13 protein-coding genes are annotated in these 16997 nt (G+C 43.8%); 6 read left to right on the top strand and 7 right to left on the bottom strand.

Going from position 1 to position 16997, the window contains the following annotated elements:
• Positions 1–59: 59 nt before the first annotated feature.
• From AC1DXF_RS10260 to AC1DXF_RS10285, 6 genes are all read right to left on the bottom strand, one after another.
• Complete coding sequence (locus AC1DXF_RS10260) at positions 60–1220, bottom strand: PepSY-associated TM helix domain-containing protein (protein ID WP_477448211.1); 1161 nt, start codon at positions 1218–1220, stop codon at positions 60–62.
• Between the two features lie 2 nt (positions 1221–1222).
• Positions 1223–3640 (bottom strand): TonB-dependent siderophore receptor, encoded by a 2418-nt coding sequence (locus tag AC1DXF_RS10265; protein WP_477448212.1) that lies wholly within the window; start codon positions 3638–3640, stop codon positions 1223–1225.
• A gap of 205 nt (positions 3641–3845) precedes the next feature.
• Positions 3846–4781, bottom strand: a complete 936-nt coding sequence (locus AC1DXF_RS10270) for a LysR substrate-binding domain-containing protein (RefSeq protein ID WP_477448214.1) — start codon at positions 4779–4781, stop codon at positions 3846–3848.
• Positions 4782–4982: 201 nt separating this feature from the next.
• Positions 4983–6818: a glutamine--fructose-6-phosphate transaminase (isomerizing) gene (glmS, locus tag AC1DXF_RS10275; protein ID WP_477448216.1), complete on the bottom strand. Its 1836-nt coding sequence runs from the start codon at positions 6816–6818 to the stop codon at positions 4983–4985.
• Positions 6819–7005: 187 nt separating this feature from the next.
• Complete coding sequence (locus tag AC1DXF_RS10280) at positions 7006–8412, bottom strand: DUF4270 family protein (protein WP_477448217.1); 1407 nt, start codon at positions 8410–8412, stop codon at positions 7006–7008.
• Positions 8413–8427: 15 nt separating this feature from the next.
• Positions 8428–9252, bottom strand: coding sequence for a glycogen/starch synthase (locus AC1DXF_RS10285; protein ID WP_477448219.1), 825 nt, complete (start codon positions 9250–9252; stop codon positions 8428–8430).
• A gap of 155 nt (positions 9253–9407) precedes the next feature.
• On the opposite strand from AC1DXF_RS10285, the gene panC reads away from it, so the two are divergent.
• The 3 genes from panC (at position 9408) to AC1DXF_RS10300 (ending at position 11721) form a co-directional block, all read left to right on the top strand.
• Positions 9408–10238, top strand: a complete 831-nt coding sequence (gene panC / locus AC1DXF_RS10290; RefSeq protein ID WP_477448220.1) for a pantoate--beta-alanine ligase — start codon at positions 9408–9410, stop codon at positions 10236–10238.
• A 130-nt stretch (positions 10239–10368) separates the two neighbouring features.
• Positions 10369–10719: an aspartate 1-decarboxylase gene (gene panD / locus AC1DXF_RS10295; protein WP_477448222.1), complete on the top strand. Its 351-nt coding sequence runs from the start codon at positions 10369–10371 to the stop codon at positions 10717–10719.
• 33 nt (positions 10720–10752) lie between these two features.
• Entirely contained in the window at positions 10753–11721 is a 969-nt protein-coding gene (locus AC1DXF_RS10300) for an energy transducer TonB (protein ID WP_477448224.1), read from the top strand.
• A gap of 2 nt (positions 11722–11723) precedes the next feature.
• Here the strand turns inward: AC1DXF_RS10300 and AC1DXF_RS10305 are convergent, their stop codons facing one another.
• Positions 11724–12194 (bottom strand): hypothetical protein, encoded by a 471-nt coding sequence (locus AC1DXF_RS10305; protein ID WP_477448226.1) that lies wholly within the window; start codon positions 12192–12194, stop codon positions 11724–11726.
• A 560-nt stretch (positions 12195–12754) separates the two neighbouring features.
• Between AC1DXF_RS10305 and carB the strand changes: the two genes are divergently transcribed.
• The 3 genes from carB to AC1DXF_RS10320 all read left to right on the top strand — a co-directional run bounded on the left by carB (position 12755) and on the right by AC1DXF_RS10320 (position 16996).
• Positions 12755–15571 (top strand): carbamoyl-phosphate synthase large subunit, encoded by a 2817-nt coding sequence (carB, locus tag AC1DXF_RS10310; protein ID WP_477448228.1) that lies wholly within the window; start codon positions 12755–12757, stop codon positions 15569–15571.
• Between the two features lie 158 nt (positions 15572–15729).
• Complete coding sequence (locus AC1DXF_RS10315; protein WP_477448230.1) at positions 15730–16419, top strand: acyl carrier protein; 690 nt, start codon at positions 15730–15732, stop codon at positions 16417–16419.
• A gap of 88 nt (positions 16420–16507) precedes the next feature.
• Positions 16508–16996 carry a hypothetical protein gene (locus AC1DXF_RS10320; protein WP_477448232.1) on the top strand — a complete coding sequence of 163 codons (489 nt, stop codon included), beginning with the start codon at positions 16508–16510 and terminating at the stop codon, positions 16994–16996.
• Position 16997 lies beyond the last annotated feature (1 nt).

Genomic DNA, 16997 nt, shown 5'->3' on the forward strand with positions numbered 1-16997 from the left:
ATCCACAATCACATGAGCCTCTACAAGATCTCGAATGATGTCAATACTGCTTTTATGACTCAAACACCCATCTGCTTCACCACCCGCCTATGCGCCACCTCTTTCCCTTTTTTTGATTTACCTTTTTTACGTTTCCCCAACCATATAATAAAGCCGGTTATGGGTAACGATGCACAGATGAGGCTGGCCAAAAAGGCAATGATTTTACCTGTAAGGCCCAGTACCTGGCCAACGTGCAAATCGTAATTCATGTTATTCATTTTCATGCCGGGACTTTTTTGGGCATGGGTGGTTTTTTTGATTATTTTGCCGGTATACTTTTCAAAAGCATATTCATCGCTTTTATAGTAATGCAGGCTTTGGGCGTAGGCGCTTACGCCGATAGTTCCCGAAGCGGATGCATCATCAAAAAGCAAAAACATTTCGGCCCGGGGCGATCCAGCCTGGGCGGCTTCAAATGCCTTATCAATAACAATACGGTTATCGGTTTTACCTTTTAAAAGTGAATCTGATTTTAACACTACTTTTTCCTGGGGATAGGCTTTGCCAAGGTTGGCCGTTGTATATATGCCTTCCCGCATCCAATCAAAAGCAATGGCCAAACCGGTTATAGCCAATATAATGGCCACGCCGGTGGCGTAAAAGCCCAATACGTTGTGCAAATCGTAATTAACCCTGCGCCAGCGGCCCTTCCATTTGATGGTGAAGCTGCGCTTACGGTCGGTTTTACGTTTAGGCCACCACAAAATGATGCCTGTTATCATGAGCACTACAAATATAATAACCGATATCCCCACTACCAGGCCGCCTATTTTGGGCGGCAGCAACAGGTATAAATGAATGTATTCAACAATAATGAAAAAATTGCTTTCCGGATTTTCGGCATGTAAAACCCGCCCGGTATAAGGGTTAAGGTATACATACAACATTCCCTTATCTTTTGGCAAATTCACCAGCACACCGGCCGGCCTGTCGGCGCCATAATAATACATGTAACTTGCCGTGGCGCCTGGATGTCCTTTTAAACCTTCGGCCTTTAGTGCCGATGGCGACAGATAGGGTTTATGCTGGTTTTCTACATGGCGATAGTTGTGAATGGCATCCTGGATCTCGTCCTGGAAACAAAAGATACAACCGGTAATACTCACCAAAAACACCACCAGCCCGGATATAAACCCGAGCCAGCGATGTATAAATAACATGACTTTTTTGAACGTCATATTTAAAATTTATAGGTAAATGTAAGGGCGTAGTTTCTTAATTTTTGCGGGTTAACGGTGGTGTAACCTATCCAGTATTTTTGATTGGTCAGGTTATCCATCTTCGCGCCTATGCGGTAATGCTTAAGGTCGTAAAAGGCTGATGCATTAAAAATGGTGTATGCGGGCAAAGTAAATACACCCTGGCTTACGCTGTTAATAATTTTGTTGTCGCTGGCATAGTTGCCGCCAAAGCCAAAGCCTAAACCTTTAACCGCGCCTTTTTGTAAACGGTAGCTTACCCAAAAGTTGGCCAGGTATGGCGATGATGCTGTACCCGGGCGGCGATTGGCCACATCGGCATTGGTGGTAGCATCGTATTCAGAATCGTTGTAGGAGAAGCCCAAAACAGCATTTAAGCCGGCAATAGGGTTGGCAATTACTTCGGCCTCGATACCTTTGCTCAGCTGGGTACCATCCTGGATAACCCTGTTTGGCGTAGCCGATGGGCGGGTGATATCTTTAACTTTGATATCGTAATAGCTAACGGTGCTGCTCAGCTTGCCCTCAAACAAATCCAGCTTAACGCCGCCTTCAATTTGGTTGGCATGCTCTGGCTTAAGCGGTTTGTTATCTTCGGTAATGCCGGTTTGGTTGCGGAAGCTGTTTTGATAATTGGCAAATAAGGATACATGATCTTTAACCGGCTGATAAACCAGGCCAAATTTTGGTGAGAAAGCGGTCTGTTGATAAGCACCATACCTGGTTTTAGTGGTAGGATCATAGTTGCCGATATTAACAAAACGATCTACCCGCAGGGCTGCCGATGCAAGCAACTGATCGGTAACGTTGAATACATCAGATACATATGCGCTGTAGGTGTTGCGGATGTAAATAGCCGGATACGTAAAACCATAGGTACCGGTGGCATACATGGCATCCATCGCGGCCTTATTAAAGTTGCCGTAGTTTTGGGTCCCTTTTAATGACACGGTATCCAGGGTACTGCCGAAGAAAAACTGGTTGGAGTTGTCCCTGAAAAAATCAAGCCCGCCTACAAACCTGTTCCTGAACTTCCCGATCTTGAAATCGCCATTAAAATTCTGCTGAATTTCGATCATATCATCCTTGCTTTTGCGGGTTGACTGATCATTGCGGGAAACAGAATCGCCGGGCAGCAGGTAAAAGTATGGGCCAAAACCATCAGAGTAGCTATGGGTTGATGCGATGTTGGTACGCGAGGTCCACGAATTGGAGATTTTATATTTTATTTCGCCATAAAAATTGGTATTTCTTGATGTTTCGGTTAAATCATTGCCCATGTATGATTGCCTGTAATCAACCGGGAGTTGATCAGCACGATCATGGCCTAAATCGGCTATAGAAACGCCATACGGGAAAAAGAAAATAAGTTTACCAATGCTTTTACCGTAAAACAGCTCGGCATCAAACGAGAAGCTTAACCTATCGGTAGCATTATAAACCAGGCTTGGCGCTATGGCAACCGTGCGGTTAAAGCCGGTATTTTGAAAGCTGCCCTCGTGGTTATAAGCCGTATTTAAACGGAACAATACTTTTTTGCCGGCATCAAGCGGGGCATTGATATCGGCGCTCACCCGCTGAAAATCAAAGTTACCTGCCGAGGTGGATACTTCGCCGCCAAATGAATCATAAGGCTTTTTGGTTACACGGTTTATTAACCCTCCGTACGAAGTAAGGCTGCTGCCGAATAAAGTAGCCGATGGCCCTTTGATGATTTCGATACGATCGATATTAGATGCGTCAATAGAGCTGGTAACATTACCTGCAATACCATTGCGCAACGCAGCCTGTACAACAAAACCACGACTTGCGTAATAAGCGCCGCCATCGCCACCGCGGCCGGTTGCCTCCCACATTTTTTGGATACCCGACGCGTTGCGTATGGCATCATCTACCGAAAACACCTGTTGCTCCTGCAACAACTGGCTGCTTATGCTATTGTAAACCGAAGCGTTCTCCAGGTTGTTCAAAGGCATTTTAGATACATCGATACTTTTATTGTGTTTAAACTTATTGGTTTTATTGGCATTGATATTTACTTCCTGCAAGCCGCGGGTAATATCAGAAACCGTGAATTGTGGCACTGTAACGGTTTTTCCGGCGATAACCTCGACAGCCGCCTCCTGGCTTTGGCTACCCACCTGCGATACTACAAGTACGTATTTACCTTGTGGCGCCCTGAAGCTAAAATCGCCGTCATCATTGGTAACTGTACCGTATTTGGTCCCCTCTAACATTACCGAAACATTATCGGCCGGCTTATTGGTATTGGTAACCACATGCCCGCTAACTGTACCCCGGTTTTGTTGCGCTAATGCCGGCTTAATAGTAAAAAGCAGCGCTGCGGCTAGAAAAAGAAGAGAAAAAAATTTGTAAAAGTTGAGTTTGGGTTGACACATTTTTATTTAGACTAATTATAAATAATGGCCAAAAGTAATCCATTATGACAATTCATCCAAATTTATTTAGAAAGATTCTAAAGAAGCGAGAAAAGTATCAAGTAGTAAGTATCAAGACGGCATTATAAGATTCGCTTTGCTCATCCGCACATTTGAAATCTGAACATCTACAATCCCCACATTCAAAAATCCGAAATCGAAAATCCTATATATCCATTACCTCTTTTTTCTTCTTACTCTTCATGCGTTTGGGTACAAACTCAAGGATCTCATTTTTGAGAGCTTCAATCATACGGCGTTTGAGAAAGTTGCGTTGGATAACTATGCTTACTTCACGGGCCGGTTCGGGTGTTTTAAAGTAGCGGACTTTGTCGAGCTGTTTATCGGTTAAATCGGAGAGGGCAAGTTCGGGCAATATGGTTGCGCCATTATTTTGGTCGACCATGCGTTTGAGGGTTTCCACGCTGCCGGTATTGTACTCAAAATGCTGGAAGCCCTTGGTGGCCTTGCGGCGCTGGCAAATATTTAATACCTGTTCGCGCATACAATGCCCTTCGTTCAGGATCCAGATCTCTTCCATATCAATATCATCGGGCGTAATACTTTTCTTTTTGGAAAGCTTGCTGTTCTTTGATACATAGGCCACAAAGTTTTCATAAAAAACCGGGATCTCGGTCAGGTTGCTTTCATGCAGCGGCGTTGATAAAATGCCGCAATCAATCATCCCCAGTTTCAATTGCTGAACGATTTCCTCGGTGGTTTGCTCCCATACTACAAGCTTTACCTGCGGATATTTTTCAATAAAGCCATGAATGATCTTAGGCAATATATAGGGCGATATGGTGGGGATAATGCCAACCCTTAACTCGCCCGATAATTCTTTTTGCCGGTCGGTAATAATTTCTTTGATCTTTTCACTTTCAGACAGCATAATGCGTGCCTGGGTAATTATCTCGATGCCAATTTCGGTTGGTGTAACGGGCTGCTTACTGCGGTCGAATATTTTAACCCCAAGGGTATCCTCCAGTTTTTGTACCTGCATACTTAAGGTAGGCTGAGTAACAAAACATTTTTCGGCGGCTAAAACAAAGCTGCGATAAGTATCAACTGCCACAATGTATTCAAGCTGGGTTATAGTCATGGTATAGATAAATCCTATGCAAATATAATATTTTATTGGATTCCTCTATTGGATTTGAGACATGAGATTTGAGACGTGAGATAGCCTTGCAAAAGGCAAAATCGGATACGAAATGCCGGCCCCTTGCAAAGCAAAAATATGAGATTTGAACTATCGTAAAGCCGTCTCAAATCTCATATCCTCAACTCACTACTCACGCCCCTACTCTACCGTAACAGATTTCGCCAGGTTCCTGGGCTGATCTACATTGCAGCCACGCATTACAGCTATATGGTAAGCTAATAATTGCAGTGGGATGGTTGCAATAAGCGGCACAAATGCTTCGTGGGTTTGCGGAATTTCAATCACATAGTCGGCCATATCCCTTACTTCGGTATCGCCTTCGGTAACAATGGCTATTACGTGTCCTTTGCGGGCTTTAACTTCCTGTATGTTACTAATCACTTTTTCGTACGATGAACTTTGGGTTGCAATTACAACCACAGGCATATCATCGTCAATTAACGCGATAGGGCCGTGCTTCATTTCGGCAGCGGGATAACCTTCGGCATGAATATAGGAGATCTCCTTCAGCTTCAAAGCACCTTCCAATGCTACCGGGAATGAACTGCCCCTGCCCAGGAAAAGGCAATTGGTTGAATCTTTAAATTTGGCGGCTATCTTTATCACGTGATCGTTGCATTTTAAGGCCTGCTCTACCAATTGAGGGATTTGGTTTAGTTCGGTCAAATATTCAACCAGCTTGCTTTGGGTTATTTTACCACGCTGCTGGGCTATGTAAAAGGCTATCAGTGTTAAAACACTTACCTGGGCTGTAAACGCTTTTGTTGATGCCACACCTATCTCGGGGCCGGCATGCGTATAAACACCGGCATGCGTGGTACGCGGAATAGATGCGCCCACCACGTTACATATACCAAAAATGGTGGCACCCTTTTCCTTAGCCAACTCAATAGCGGCCATGGTATCGGCAGTTTCGCCGGATTGGGAGATGGCTATTACCAAATCTTTTTCCGTGATGATAGGGTTACGGTATCTAAACTCTGAGGCGTACTCCACCTCAACGGGTACGCGGGCGTATTCCTCAATCAAATATTCGCCAACCAGGCCGGCATGCCACGAGGTTCCGCAGGCAATAATGATGATCCTGTCTACATTCTTCAGCTTTTCGGTATATTCTTTAATCCCGCCCAATTGTACCTTGCCCTGCTGTGGGTAAATACGGCCGCGTAAACAATCGCGGATAGAACGCGGCTGCTCATATATTTCTTTGAGCATAAAATGATCGTACCCGCCTTTTTCCAGCATCTCCAGCTTCAGGTCAAGCTCCTGGATATAGGGAGTTTGTACCGAGTTATCGATATTTTTTATCAGCAGGCTGTCCCGGTGTATGTAAGCAATTTCGTTATCATTTAAGTAGATCACGTTTTTGGTGTACTCCACAATCGGCGTGGCGTCTGACGCTATAAAGTATTCGCCTTTGCCAACACCTATAACCATTGGGCTGCCTTTGCGCGCTGCTATCAGCAGGTCGGGTTCGTCGGCGCTCATGATCACTATGGCGTACGCGCCAATAACCTTGGTTAAAGATACCCTTACGGCCTCGCGCAGGCCAAGCCCGGTCTGGTCCATAATATCTTCTATCAGGTGTATCAACACTTCGGTATCGGTGTCACTTTTAAAAATGTGGCCTTTGGCAATAAGCGTTTCTTTGATGATGCCGTAGTTTTCGATAATGCCATTGTGTATGATGGTAAGCTTGCGATTGCCCGATGAATGCGGGTGCGAATTGCGGTCGCTTGGCTCGCCGTGGGTTGCCCAGCGTGTATGGCCCATTCCCAATGACCCTTTAAGGTCGATACCCTTTACAAATTTTTCAAGATCATCAACCTTGCCAGCCTTTTTATAAACCCTAAGTTCTTTATTTAACAGTGCAACACCGGCACTGTCATACCCCCTGTATTCTAAACGATGAAGCCCTTTTATAACGATGGGATAAGCATCCCTGTAACCTATATAACCAACAATTCCGCACATAATAAATTTAATAAAGTGTAAATGGAGCAAAAATAATCAGCTATATAACACACTTCATAGCTTATTATTTTAATTATTTCAGAAAAGCAGAAGGTTTTCACTTACTTAAAAAATAATTTTAAGAAGCACTTTGGGCTTAAACAAAAAAATCCCCTAAGCGGGGATTCTTTTTATTTTAATTACGATTTTACAGCTTGGGTATCTTGGTATAAAAGATATTGAGCTTAATGCGGTAAGGCGAATTTTTATCGCTGCCAATTAATATGGCACGGCCGGCAATTTGCGCACTTGGGGCTATCCCGGTTGCCCCTGTGGTTGAATTTACTTCGGTAATATCAACAGGCGCAATATATGTTCCATAGTCAGTAGTCTTTTTACGGAGCAGATCCTGGATGTAGCTTGTAATTACAAAGCGATAAGCTTTTACCACCTCTTTGGTGGTGTTAGTGTAAAAGCCGCCAAATATGCCCGCCTGGTAAAGCGGGTTTGATGACGATGCATCCTGGATTAGGATACGTTGTTTGGCAATATCCAGTTGGTACATGGTCAGTTTGGGTAACGGCGCATATGGAATGCCCGATCCCTGAACCGGCGTTATAACCAATTCCGCACGGTTTAACACAATCGAATCGGCGATAAGCTTACTTAACCCGGGGAACCCAACTTTTGCACGTAATGTACCCAAGCCCTGCAGGTAAACTGTAGTTTGGGAAGTTACTGCCGCTTTTCTGGCTTTGTCAACCACATCACTGTACTGGCGCTTTATTTCGGCAGCATGTATCGGGAAGGTCAGCGATACGCTTGCCGTATCAGTTGTAGTATCCTTTTTGGCCTTATAAAACACATCCAGATGAGAGTTTGCAGATGCAAGGTTTAATTGCAATGTACCGCCGGCATTTGAAGGCTGCGCCCTTTCCAAAGTGAGGTATAATCCTTTAACAGCATCCTGGAATGCAGCATCAGAGGCCAGGGAAGTGCCACTGGCATTAAAAAGGTATTTATAAATAAACTGTTTACTGAAAGGCACGCGCAACTGTGGGGCCACGCGTTGCACGGTATCAACGGTATCCTGCCGAATCCGGGCTATGGTTAAGCTGTCGTGTGTATTGGCAGTAAATGTTTTGGTTGCCCAAACAGTTCCCTGGTTGGCCCAGCGTTTGGTACCGTAATAGGTTTGGTTAACCGGCTTATCCTGCAACTGGTACACATTAATCTTATACTTTGATACCACAGAATCGCCGTAAAAACCGTCAGCATAGCCCAGCACAAGTACGGCCGAATCTATAGTAAGTGTACCCGCAGGAACAGTATAGGGAGCGGTTGGCAACTGCATACCCAGTGCCACGTTAGTTTTTGTTGTACCAAACACCGGGTCAGCAAACTCACCAAGCGGTGTTTTGGTTAAACCGGATGTAACTACGGTAACGGTATCTTCATCTACAGTATTGATAGTAACAGTAGTATCAACAAGCAAAGTGCCGCTTACCTGGGCAGATGTATCCACCCCTAATCCTATGCCCTCCTGGCGCTTACAGCTATTGAAAATAAAAAGACTTATTAACAGGGTCAATAAGTCTAATCTGAAAAATTTCATATATAATATTAAGTCTTATGCAACATGCACCAATTCGTCGTTGGTAATTTCGTCGTAAAAATTGTAATAATTTTCGAAATCTGCGGTAGAATCAAATTCTAAAACCGATTTATTGCTGTTTTTAACATTATTTAACACATCTGCATCGATATTATCGCTGCCTAAAACAATACCGTCTGAGTATTGGATTGCACCGGCATAAAGAGCAGTATTAGTACCTTCCTTGTAAGCGTCAACGTGTGCCTCGGTCATGTTGCTCATGATTGCTTTTTGGGCAAAATCGGCACTAAGCTTATCATTAAAATCATTTTCGTAAATCGAATAAATGATTTTTGAATGCTTAAAAGTTGGATCGTCTTTGTAAGTAGTTTTTAAATACGCAGGCACCAGGGCGCTTAACCATCCATGGCAATGGATAATATCAGGGGCCCATCCTAATTTTTTAACAGTCTCCAATGCGCCCTTGCAAAAGAAGATCATACGTTCATCATTATCGGCATAAAATTTACCGTCCTTATCACCAAACACATGTTTACGCTGAAAATATTCTTCATTATCTAAAAAATACACCTGCATACGTGCTGCCGGGATAGATGCTACCTTAATGATCAGCGGGTTATCATTATCGTTGATAATAATATTCATACCCGATAAACGGATAACTTCATGAAGCCTGTTCCTGCGCTCGTTAATATTGCCAAAACGCGGCATAAGGATCCGGATCTCGAATCCCTTCTCCTGCATTGCCTGCGGAAGTTGGCGTGTTATTTCAGCAATTTTAGTGAGTTCAAGGAAAGGAGACATTTCATGAGTTATAAACAATAGCTTAGATTTACCCATCACTTAATCAGTATTAAAAATATGTAAAGAAGTCAAAAAATTTGAGTGTGCAAATATAATCATTATTATATGAACTGTCAACGAATTGTGCAAGTAACTTTTGGTATTTTTTGCGTAAATGCACACCTTTACCAAATTTTTGTAATCCAAAAGCATTGAAGATATTTTCCACCAGGCAACAGGTAACCCGGTACTTTGCCAATAAAGCCAACAAAACCGTTGGCTTTGTACCTACAATGGGCGCGCTGCATAATGGCCACATATCGTTAATTAAACAGGCTCAGCAAATTAGCACCGAAGTGGTTTGCAGTATTTTTGTAAACCCAACCCAGTTTAACGATCCCAAAGACCTTGAAAAATACCCCCGCCCTATTAATGCCGACATAGCCATGCTGGAGCAGGCCGGCTGCGATATTTTGTTTAACCCGGCGGTTGATGACATGTATGATGATAATGAGAAATGGCATTTAGATATAGGCCCGCTGGAGCATTTGCTGGAGGGCAAATTCCGCCCCGGGCATTACCAGGGTGTTATGCAGGTGGTAAATAAACTGTTTAACATTGTAAAGCCCGACATCGCTTTTTTTGGGCAGAAAGACTACCAGCAGTTTATGGTGATCAGCAAAATGGTTGATTTATTGAAGATGCCTGTAAAACTGGTGATGTGCCCCATTTTGCGCGATGCCGATGGACTGGCCATGAGCTCAAGGAACATTCATTTAACCGCCGATGACAGGCAGCATGCCCTCATATTATCCAAAACATTAAACTGGGTTAAAGCCAATTTCAATAATAGCAACATTCTTGAGTTACAGCAACAGGCCGAACAGATGATAGCCGATGAACCTGGCATCGCCCTTGAATATTTTGAAATCGTTGATGGCGATACCTTGTTGCCGGCCACTGCCGATACAAAAAGCATTGTTGCCCTGGTAGCCGCCCGCGCCGGTAAAACAAGATTGATAGATAATATGTTGATGCTTTAGTTCATAGTTGATGGTTCATCGTTCATGGCACAGGTTGTTTATTATGTGTTGACTATGAATTAATTGTAATCTTTTTGGCCATGAACCATCAACTATGACCCATGAACAAAAAAGTTTATAACTTTGCGCCATGATTATTGAGATATTGAAGTCCAAAATTCACAGGGTGAAGGTTACGCAGGCAGAGCTGAATTACGTGGGCAGTATTACAATTGATGAAGACCTGATAGAAGCAGCCGACATTATCCCGAACGAAAAGGTTCAGATAGTAAACAATAACAATGGCGCCCGCTTTGAAACTTACGTTATAAAAGGTGAGCGTGGCAGCGGCACAGTTTGCTTAAACGGCGCTACTGCCAGGCTGGCGCAAGTTGGCGATGTGGTTATCATTATGTCGTACGCCTATATGGAGCGCGACGAAGCCCGTGCTTATGAACCAATATTGGTATTTCCTGATGCCGATAATAAATTAATAAAGTAAATTAGTGCCGGTTTTAACGCACTTGCTTTATTAATGAAATTACCTTTAACCTTTACCTTTCTTTTCGTGGCATCGCTGTGCTTTGCCCAACGCCAGAATGTTTATTTTTTGAAAAACAACGGCAAACATGTTGACCTACGAGACAGTGCCGATTATATCAGAATCATTCGCGAGCCCGATTCTGGAACTGTTTTCTTCAATGTTCTGGAGTACTACCTTAACGGGAAAATTAAGATGTTGGGTAAAACCTCTACCATCGATCCGGTAACACTTGAGGACCAGTGTATCACGTACTTTAAAAACAGCAACAAAGAATCTGTGCGCACCTACAAAAAAGGCAAAGAGATTAATAGCGCGTATGATTATTTCCCAAACGGCAAGTTATACCTTGGCAGGGAGTTTCCTGATAACGACAGTCCTTATAATGATTTTGACGATAACTACTTATTGACGGATTGCCGAGATTCTTTAGGAACGCCATTGGTTATCGATGGTAACGGGCATTATGTTGGCTATAATAACGATTTTAGAAAAATAACCGAAGAGGGTGAAATCAAAAATGGCAAACGGGAAGGCCTTTGGAAAGGAAGGTTTGATGATATTCATACCCGCTTTGAAGAGAATTATAGTAGCGGCCTGCTCATTTCAGGTACCGCAACATTAGATGATGGTAAGGTTTATACCTATACTAAAACAAGGGGTGTACCGCCGCAATTTAAAGGTGGGATAGAAGGCTTTGGCCGGTATCTTTCCAACCATATTGAATACCCCACCTACGCAAGGCTAAACAATATACAAGGCCGTGTGGTTTTAACTTTTGTTGTTGAAAAAAGCGGGCAGGTTTCAGAGGTTAAAGTTACAAAATCTGTTAGCCGGGAGCTCGATGCCGAAGCCGTAAGAGTATTAAATGCTTCGCCGAAGTGGATTCCCGGTATGCGTTTTGGGTCGCCTGTCAGGGTTCTGTATTCGGTGCCGGTTGCTTTTGCGCTGTCGGGGTATTGATATTATCGCTCCCTGGGCTCGGCCCCTATGCTCAATGATACTTTAAGCTCCACATCGGTATTAACCGCTTTACGCAACAGGTAAACCATCCTGATACGCACGCTTGGCTCCCTTACAATTTCGTCCAAAAAATGCGAATTGTCTATATCCAACACTATACTGTTTCCTACATTTGGGGTTATATCTTTACGTACTGCAACTAATACTTCATCGGTGCCATCAGCCTTAGCCATGTAAACCCTAAGCGCCGAGATGTTCCCTATATTATAATCGGAAGGGGATTTTGATTGCAGTTTAGCAGATATGATCCGTACTTCGCTTATCCGATTGGCATTGTTGCCATCTTTTGTAAAATCCTGGTCGAAACTATTGGCCGTACTTATGGCTGTATGCGATTGGCCAACATCCGACGATGCCGGAATTACCAGTGTAGCCGTATAAGGGAAGGTGGATTTAACGATTGACTGTAACATACCACAGCTTCCGAGCAAGAAAATAGCGGCAAACAGAAAAAATGTAGGTTTCCTTATCATAATTTATCGCTGTAAGGTAATCGTACAATACTACAATTACAAGTTTAATTGGTTTTATAGGTAATTTATACCTGTATAAATATATTAAGTTTTTTATTGAAACAAACGACCTGCCGCAGCTATTGGATAATATAAAACTTACAGCAACCCGGTTTCTAATATTTAAACGTATACTGATTTAACAGTCCATTTGTTTCGTTAAACAGCAATGATATAATATGTTATTTGGCAATTATTATCCACTCAAAAAAAACCGGCCACCCATGCGGATTTGATACCGGCAAGGAGCTAAAACTCACCGAAATGCTAAAATTTAAGGACGTACATAAAATATAAATATTAATTCAAAAAAAAGATTAATTGTGTGCGTCAAAACTCTATCTTTGCACCCCGACACTGAGGTCGGGATTTCTCGCCTTCAGTGCATAGGAAAAATCGTTTAAAGGAGTTAAAAATCCTTTAGCTTTTGACTTAGAACTTTTGATTTAAAAAAAAGCCCTATGCCCAAAGATAATTCCATCAAATCCGTTCTGATCATTGGCTCTGGCCCCATCATTATTGGCCAGGCCTGCGAATTTGATTACGCCGGCTCGCAAGCCGCCCTTTCCCTTAAAGAAGAAGGCATCACCGTTTCCATTATCAACAGCAACCCCGCCACTATCATGACGGATAAGGTTATTGGCGATCATGTTTACCTGCTGCCCTTAACCTGCGCAAGTATCGAGCAGATACTTAACGAGCGGCAAATTGACGCGGTACTGCCTACCATGGGTGGTCAAACCGCGCTTAACCTTTGTATTGAGGCTGCCGAGCAAGGCATTTGGGAAAAACACAATGTAAAAATTGTGGGTGTTGATATTGCCGCCATCGAGAAAACCGAAAACCGCGAAGCTTTCCGCCAATTAATGGTTGATATTGGTGTAGGCGTTGCCAAATCCAAAATTGCCAACTCTTTCCTTGAAGGTAAAGAAGCCGCGCAGGAAATTGGTTTCCCGCTGGTTATCCGCCCAAGCTATACCCTTGGCGGTAAAGGTGCAGGCTTTGTACACAAAAAAGAAGATTTTGATGCTGCTTTAAGCAAGGGCCTACAGGCATCGCCTACCCACGAGGTTTTGGTTGAACAAGCCGTTATAGGTTGGAAAGAATACGAATTAGAGTTGCTGCGCGATAATAACGACAACGTAATTATCATCTGCTCTATCGAAAACTTCGACCCGATGGGTATCCATACCGGCGACTCGATAACCGTGGCCCCGGCCATGACCCTGAGCGACCGTTGCTACCAGGATATGCGTAACCAGGCCATCCGCATGATGCGCGCCATTGGTAACTTCGCAGGTGGCTGTAATGTACAGTTCTCGGTTAACCCTGCCGATGAAGCCATCATCGCCATTGAAATTAACCCCCGCGTATCGCGCTCTTCTGCCCTGGCATCAAAAGCAACCGGTTACCCTATTGCCAAAATTGCTGCCAAGCTGGCCATAGGTTATAACCTTGATGAAATAGAAAACCAGATCACCAAAACAACTTCGGCTTATTTTGAGCCTACTTTGGATTACGTGATTGTAAAAATACCACGCTGGAACTTTGATAAGTTCAAAGGCGCCAACCGCGAACTTGGCCTGCAAATGAAATCGGTAGGCGAGGTAATGGGCATTGGCCGCAGCTTTATTGAAGCATTGCAAAAAGCTTGTCAGAGTTTAGAAATTGGCCGCGCGGGCTTAGGCGCCGATGGCCGCCAAAGCCGCAACCTGGAAGAAATTATGCACAGCCTGGAACACCCAAGCTGGGACAGGCTGTTCCATATTTACGATGCTTTAAGCCTTGGCGTACCTATCGAATCGGTACGTAAAGTTACCAAGATAGACCGCTGGTTCCTTAACCAGATCATGGATGTGGTTAACTTAGAGAATGAGCTGCGCCGCTACTCACTGAATAATATCCCCGAAGATTTCTTATTCACCCTAAAACAAAAAGGTTTCTCGGATACCCAGATAGCCTACATTTTGGGCAACGTTACCGAAGAGGACGTTTACCAGCGCCGCAAAGCCCTGGGCATTAAGCGTGTTTACAAAATGGTTGACACCTGCGCTGCAGAGTTCCCCGCAAAAACACCTTACTACTACTCAACTTACGAGGGCGAAAACGAATCTGTTTGCTCTGATAAAAAGAAGATCATTGTATTAGGATCGGGCCCTAACCGTATTGGCCAGGGTATCGAGTTTGACTACAGCTGCGTACATGGTTTACTGGCCGCAAAAGAATCGGGCTTTGAAGCTATCATGGTTAACTGTAACCCCGAAACGGTATCAACCGACTTTAACATGGCCGATAAGCTGTACTTTGAGCCGGTTTACTGGGAGCACGTGCGCGAGATCATCGAACTGGAGAAACCTTACGGTGTAATTGTTCAGCTTGGTGGCCAAACCGCTTTAAAAATGGCCGAAAAAATGCATGAGCACGGCATCAAAATCATCGGTACCTCATTCAATGATATGGATGTGGCCGAAGACCGTGGCCGCTTTAGCGACCTGTTAAAAGAACTCGAAATTCCTTACCCTAAATATGGCGTAGCCGAAAGTGCCGAAGAAGCTCTTGAGGTTGCACACCAGGTTGGTTACCCGGTATTGGTTCGCCCAAGCTATGTATTAGGCGGCCAGGGCATGAGCATTGTGATAAATGACGAGGATTTGGAGAAAGCTGTTGTTGGCCTGCTTAAAAACCTGCCAGGCAACCGTGTACTGATTGACCACTTCCTTGACCGTGCTGCCGAGGCCGAATCCGACTCGATAAGCGATGGCGACGATGTACATATTGTTGGCTTAATGGAACACATTGAGCCTGCTGGTATCCACTCGGGCGATTCATTCGCAGTATTGCCCCCTTTTGACCTGTCGGACAATGTGATCAGCCTGATGGAAGAATATACTGTTAAAATTGCCAAAGCCTTAAACGTGCGCGGCTTGCTAAACATCCAGTTCGCGGTTAAAAACGACCAGGTGTTTGTGATAGAAGCCAACCCGCGTGCATCGCGCACCGTACCTTTCATTGCCAAGGCTTATGATGTGCCTTACATCAACATAGCTGCTAAAGTGATGCTGGGTGTGGCCAAATTAAAAGACTTTACCATCGAACGCAAACTTTGGGGCTACGCCATCAAAGAACCTGTGTTCTCTTTTGATAAATTCCCTGAAGTGAATAAGGAGTTAGGCCCTGAAATGAAGTCTACAGGCGAGGCTATCCGCTTTATCCCTAACCTGCAGGACCCGTATTTCAGGCATCTGTACAAGGAGAAATCGATGTACCTGAGCCGGTAGTCTGTAGTCGAAAGTCTCAAGTCCTAAGTTAAAAGTAACGAATCAGCCTTAGGACTTAAGGCTTAGAACTTAAGACTTAACAGTGTTTAAAATACTAATAAACAATTGCCTGTAGCCCCGGTTACAGGCAATTTATGGTTAAATTTAGTTGCTATAGTTTGAAAGTTAATTTGAATAATAACCAGGAATTCAACCTTAGTAGTGTTGATCCTGACGATTTAGGTGACGTTCTTGTAAAAATTGAAAGATCATTTAATATCAGCTTCGAAGATACATCTGTAAGGGATGTGAAAACCTTCGGTAAGCTTTGCGATATTGTTGTTGAAAAGGTAAAACACGTAAATAACGAAAGCTGCACCACCCAGCAGGCATTTTATAAAATCAGGAATGCCATCAACTCCACCACTGCCGCTCCGCGTGAACTGGTAAAACCCCAAACAAAGCTTGAAGACATTTTTCCGCGCGATAACCGTATAGTGGTTATTAACGAAATAGAAAGAGAAATGGGTTTCCAGCTCAATTTATTGGAGCCTAAACAGGGCATAATAGCTGCGTTCGCGTTTATTTTAGCCGCCTCGGTTGCCGGTTTCTTTTTCCAGCCGATAATGGCATGCTTTGGCCTGGCCATAGCGCTTTCAGGCCTGGCACTTGCCGGTAAATTTGGCAAAGAGTTAAAAGTAAAAACCCTTGGCGACCTGGCCGAAAAAGTGGCAAGGGAGCATCACCTTAAATGCAAACGCGAAGCATCCCTTGTAAACCGTGCAGAGGTGACACAAAAAGTAAAAGAACTGTTTACAGCCCAGGTTTACTTGGAACCGGTTTTATCCCGCAATACAAAATTTAATTAAGCTTATCATTAACCGGTATTTTTACCGTTATTGTATTTAACCAACAGAGGCCCGGCAAAAGGGCCCTTGTTGGTTTTAACATAACCTTATGAAAACTGCCTGTAAAGCTATCACCCTTATTCTTTTATTATTTTGCTTAACTATTTGTTCTAAACAGGCCGATGCCCAGGCTAAGTTTGCCGTTGGCGGTGGCGGTGCGTTAAGTTACTCAAAAGAAAATATGCCTGGTTTTGGCGTTGTAAGCCAGGGCGAGGTCAGGCTGAATAGATTTGTGAGCGTAACACCATCTGTTGGTGTGGAAATACCGTACCTGGTTTACGCAGGTCTTGCTGTAAGGTTTTATATAAACCCTAAACTATATGTACATGGAGGCGGATTTGTAAATGCCGAGGGTGATGGTTTTGGCGAAACGGGGGGCGGTGGCACCGGAGGGCTGGGCTATATGGTATTTGTGAGGCCCCATCAAACTATCGACCTTAATTTCCATGCCGATTTTAAGAATAACACCGGTAAAAATCTGGCCATTTACGGTATGAGAATCATATACAGCTACTCGTTCACCAAATTGGTTGATTGAA

It is taken from the genome of Mucilaginibacter sp. P2_A5 (assembly GCF_056404995.1).

Bases quoted from the DNA above. Each gene is read 5' to 3' on its own strand.
- AC1DXF_RS10260 (WP_477448211.1), bottom strand. From the start codon at position 1,220: ATGACGTTCAAAAAAGTCATGTTATTTATACATCGCTGGCTCGGGTTT.
- AC1DXF_RS10265 (WP_477448212.1), bottom strand. From the start codon at position 3,640: ATGTGTCAACCCAAACTCAACTTTTACAAATTTTTTTCTCTTCTTTTT.
- AC1DXF_RS10270 (WP_477448214.1), bottom strand. From the start codon at position 4,781: ATGACTATAACCCAGCTTGAATACATTGTGGCAGTTGATACTTATCGC.
- glmS (WP_477448216.1), bottom strand. From the start codon at position 6,818: ATGTGCGGAATTGTTGGTTATATAGGTTACAGGGATGCTTATCCCATC.
- AC1DXF_RS10280 (WP_477448217.1), bottom strand. From the start codon at position 8,412: ATGAAATTTTTCAGATTAGACTTATTGACCCTGTTAATAAGTCTTTTT.
- AC1DXF_RS10285 (WP_477448219.1), bottom strand. From the start codon at position 9,252: ATGGGTAAATCTAAGCTATTGTTTATAACTCATGAAATGTCTCCTTTC.
- panD (WP_477448222.1), top strand. From the start codon at position 10,369: ATGATTATTGAGATATTGAAGTCCAAAATTCACAGGGTGAAGGTTACG.
- AC1DXF_RS10300 (WP_477448224.1), top strand. From the start codon at position 10,753: ATGAAATTACCTTTAACCTTTACCTTTCTTTTCGTGGCATCGCTGTGC.
- AC1DXF_RS10305 (WP_477448226.1), bottom strand. From the start codon at position 12,194: ATGTTACAGTCAATCGTTAAATCCACCTTCCCTTATACGGCTACACTG.
- carB (WP_477448228.1), top strand. From the start codon at position 12,755: ATGCCCAAAGATAATTCCATCAAATCCGTTCTGATCATTGGCTCTGGC.
- AC1DXF_RS10320 (WP_477448232.1), top strand. From the start codon at position 16,508: ATGAAAACTGCCTGTAAAGCTATCACCCTTATTCTTTTATTATTTTGC.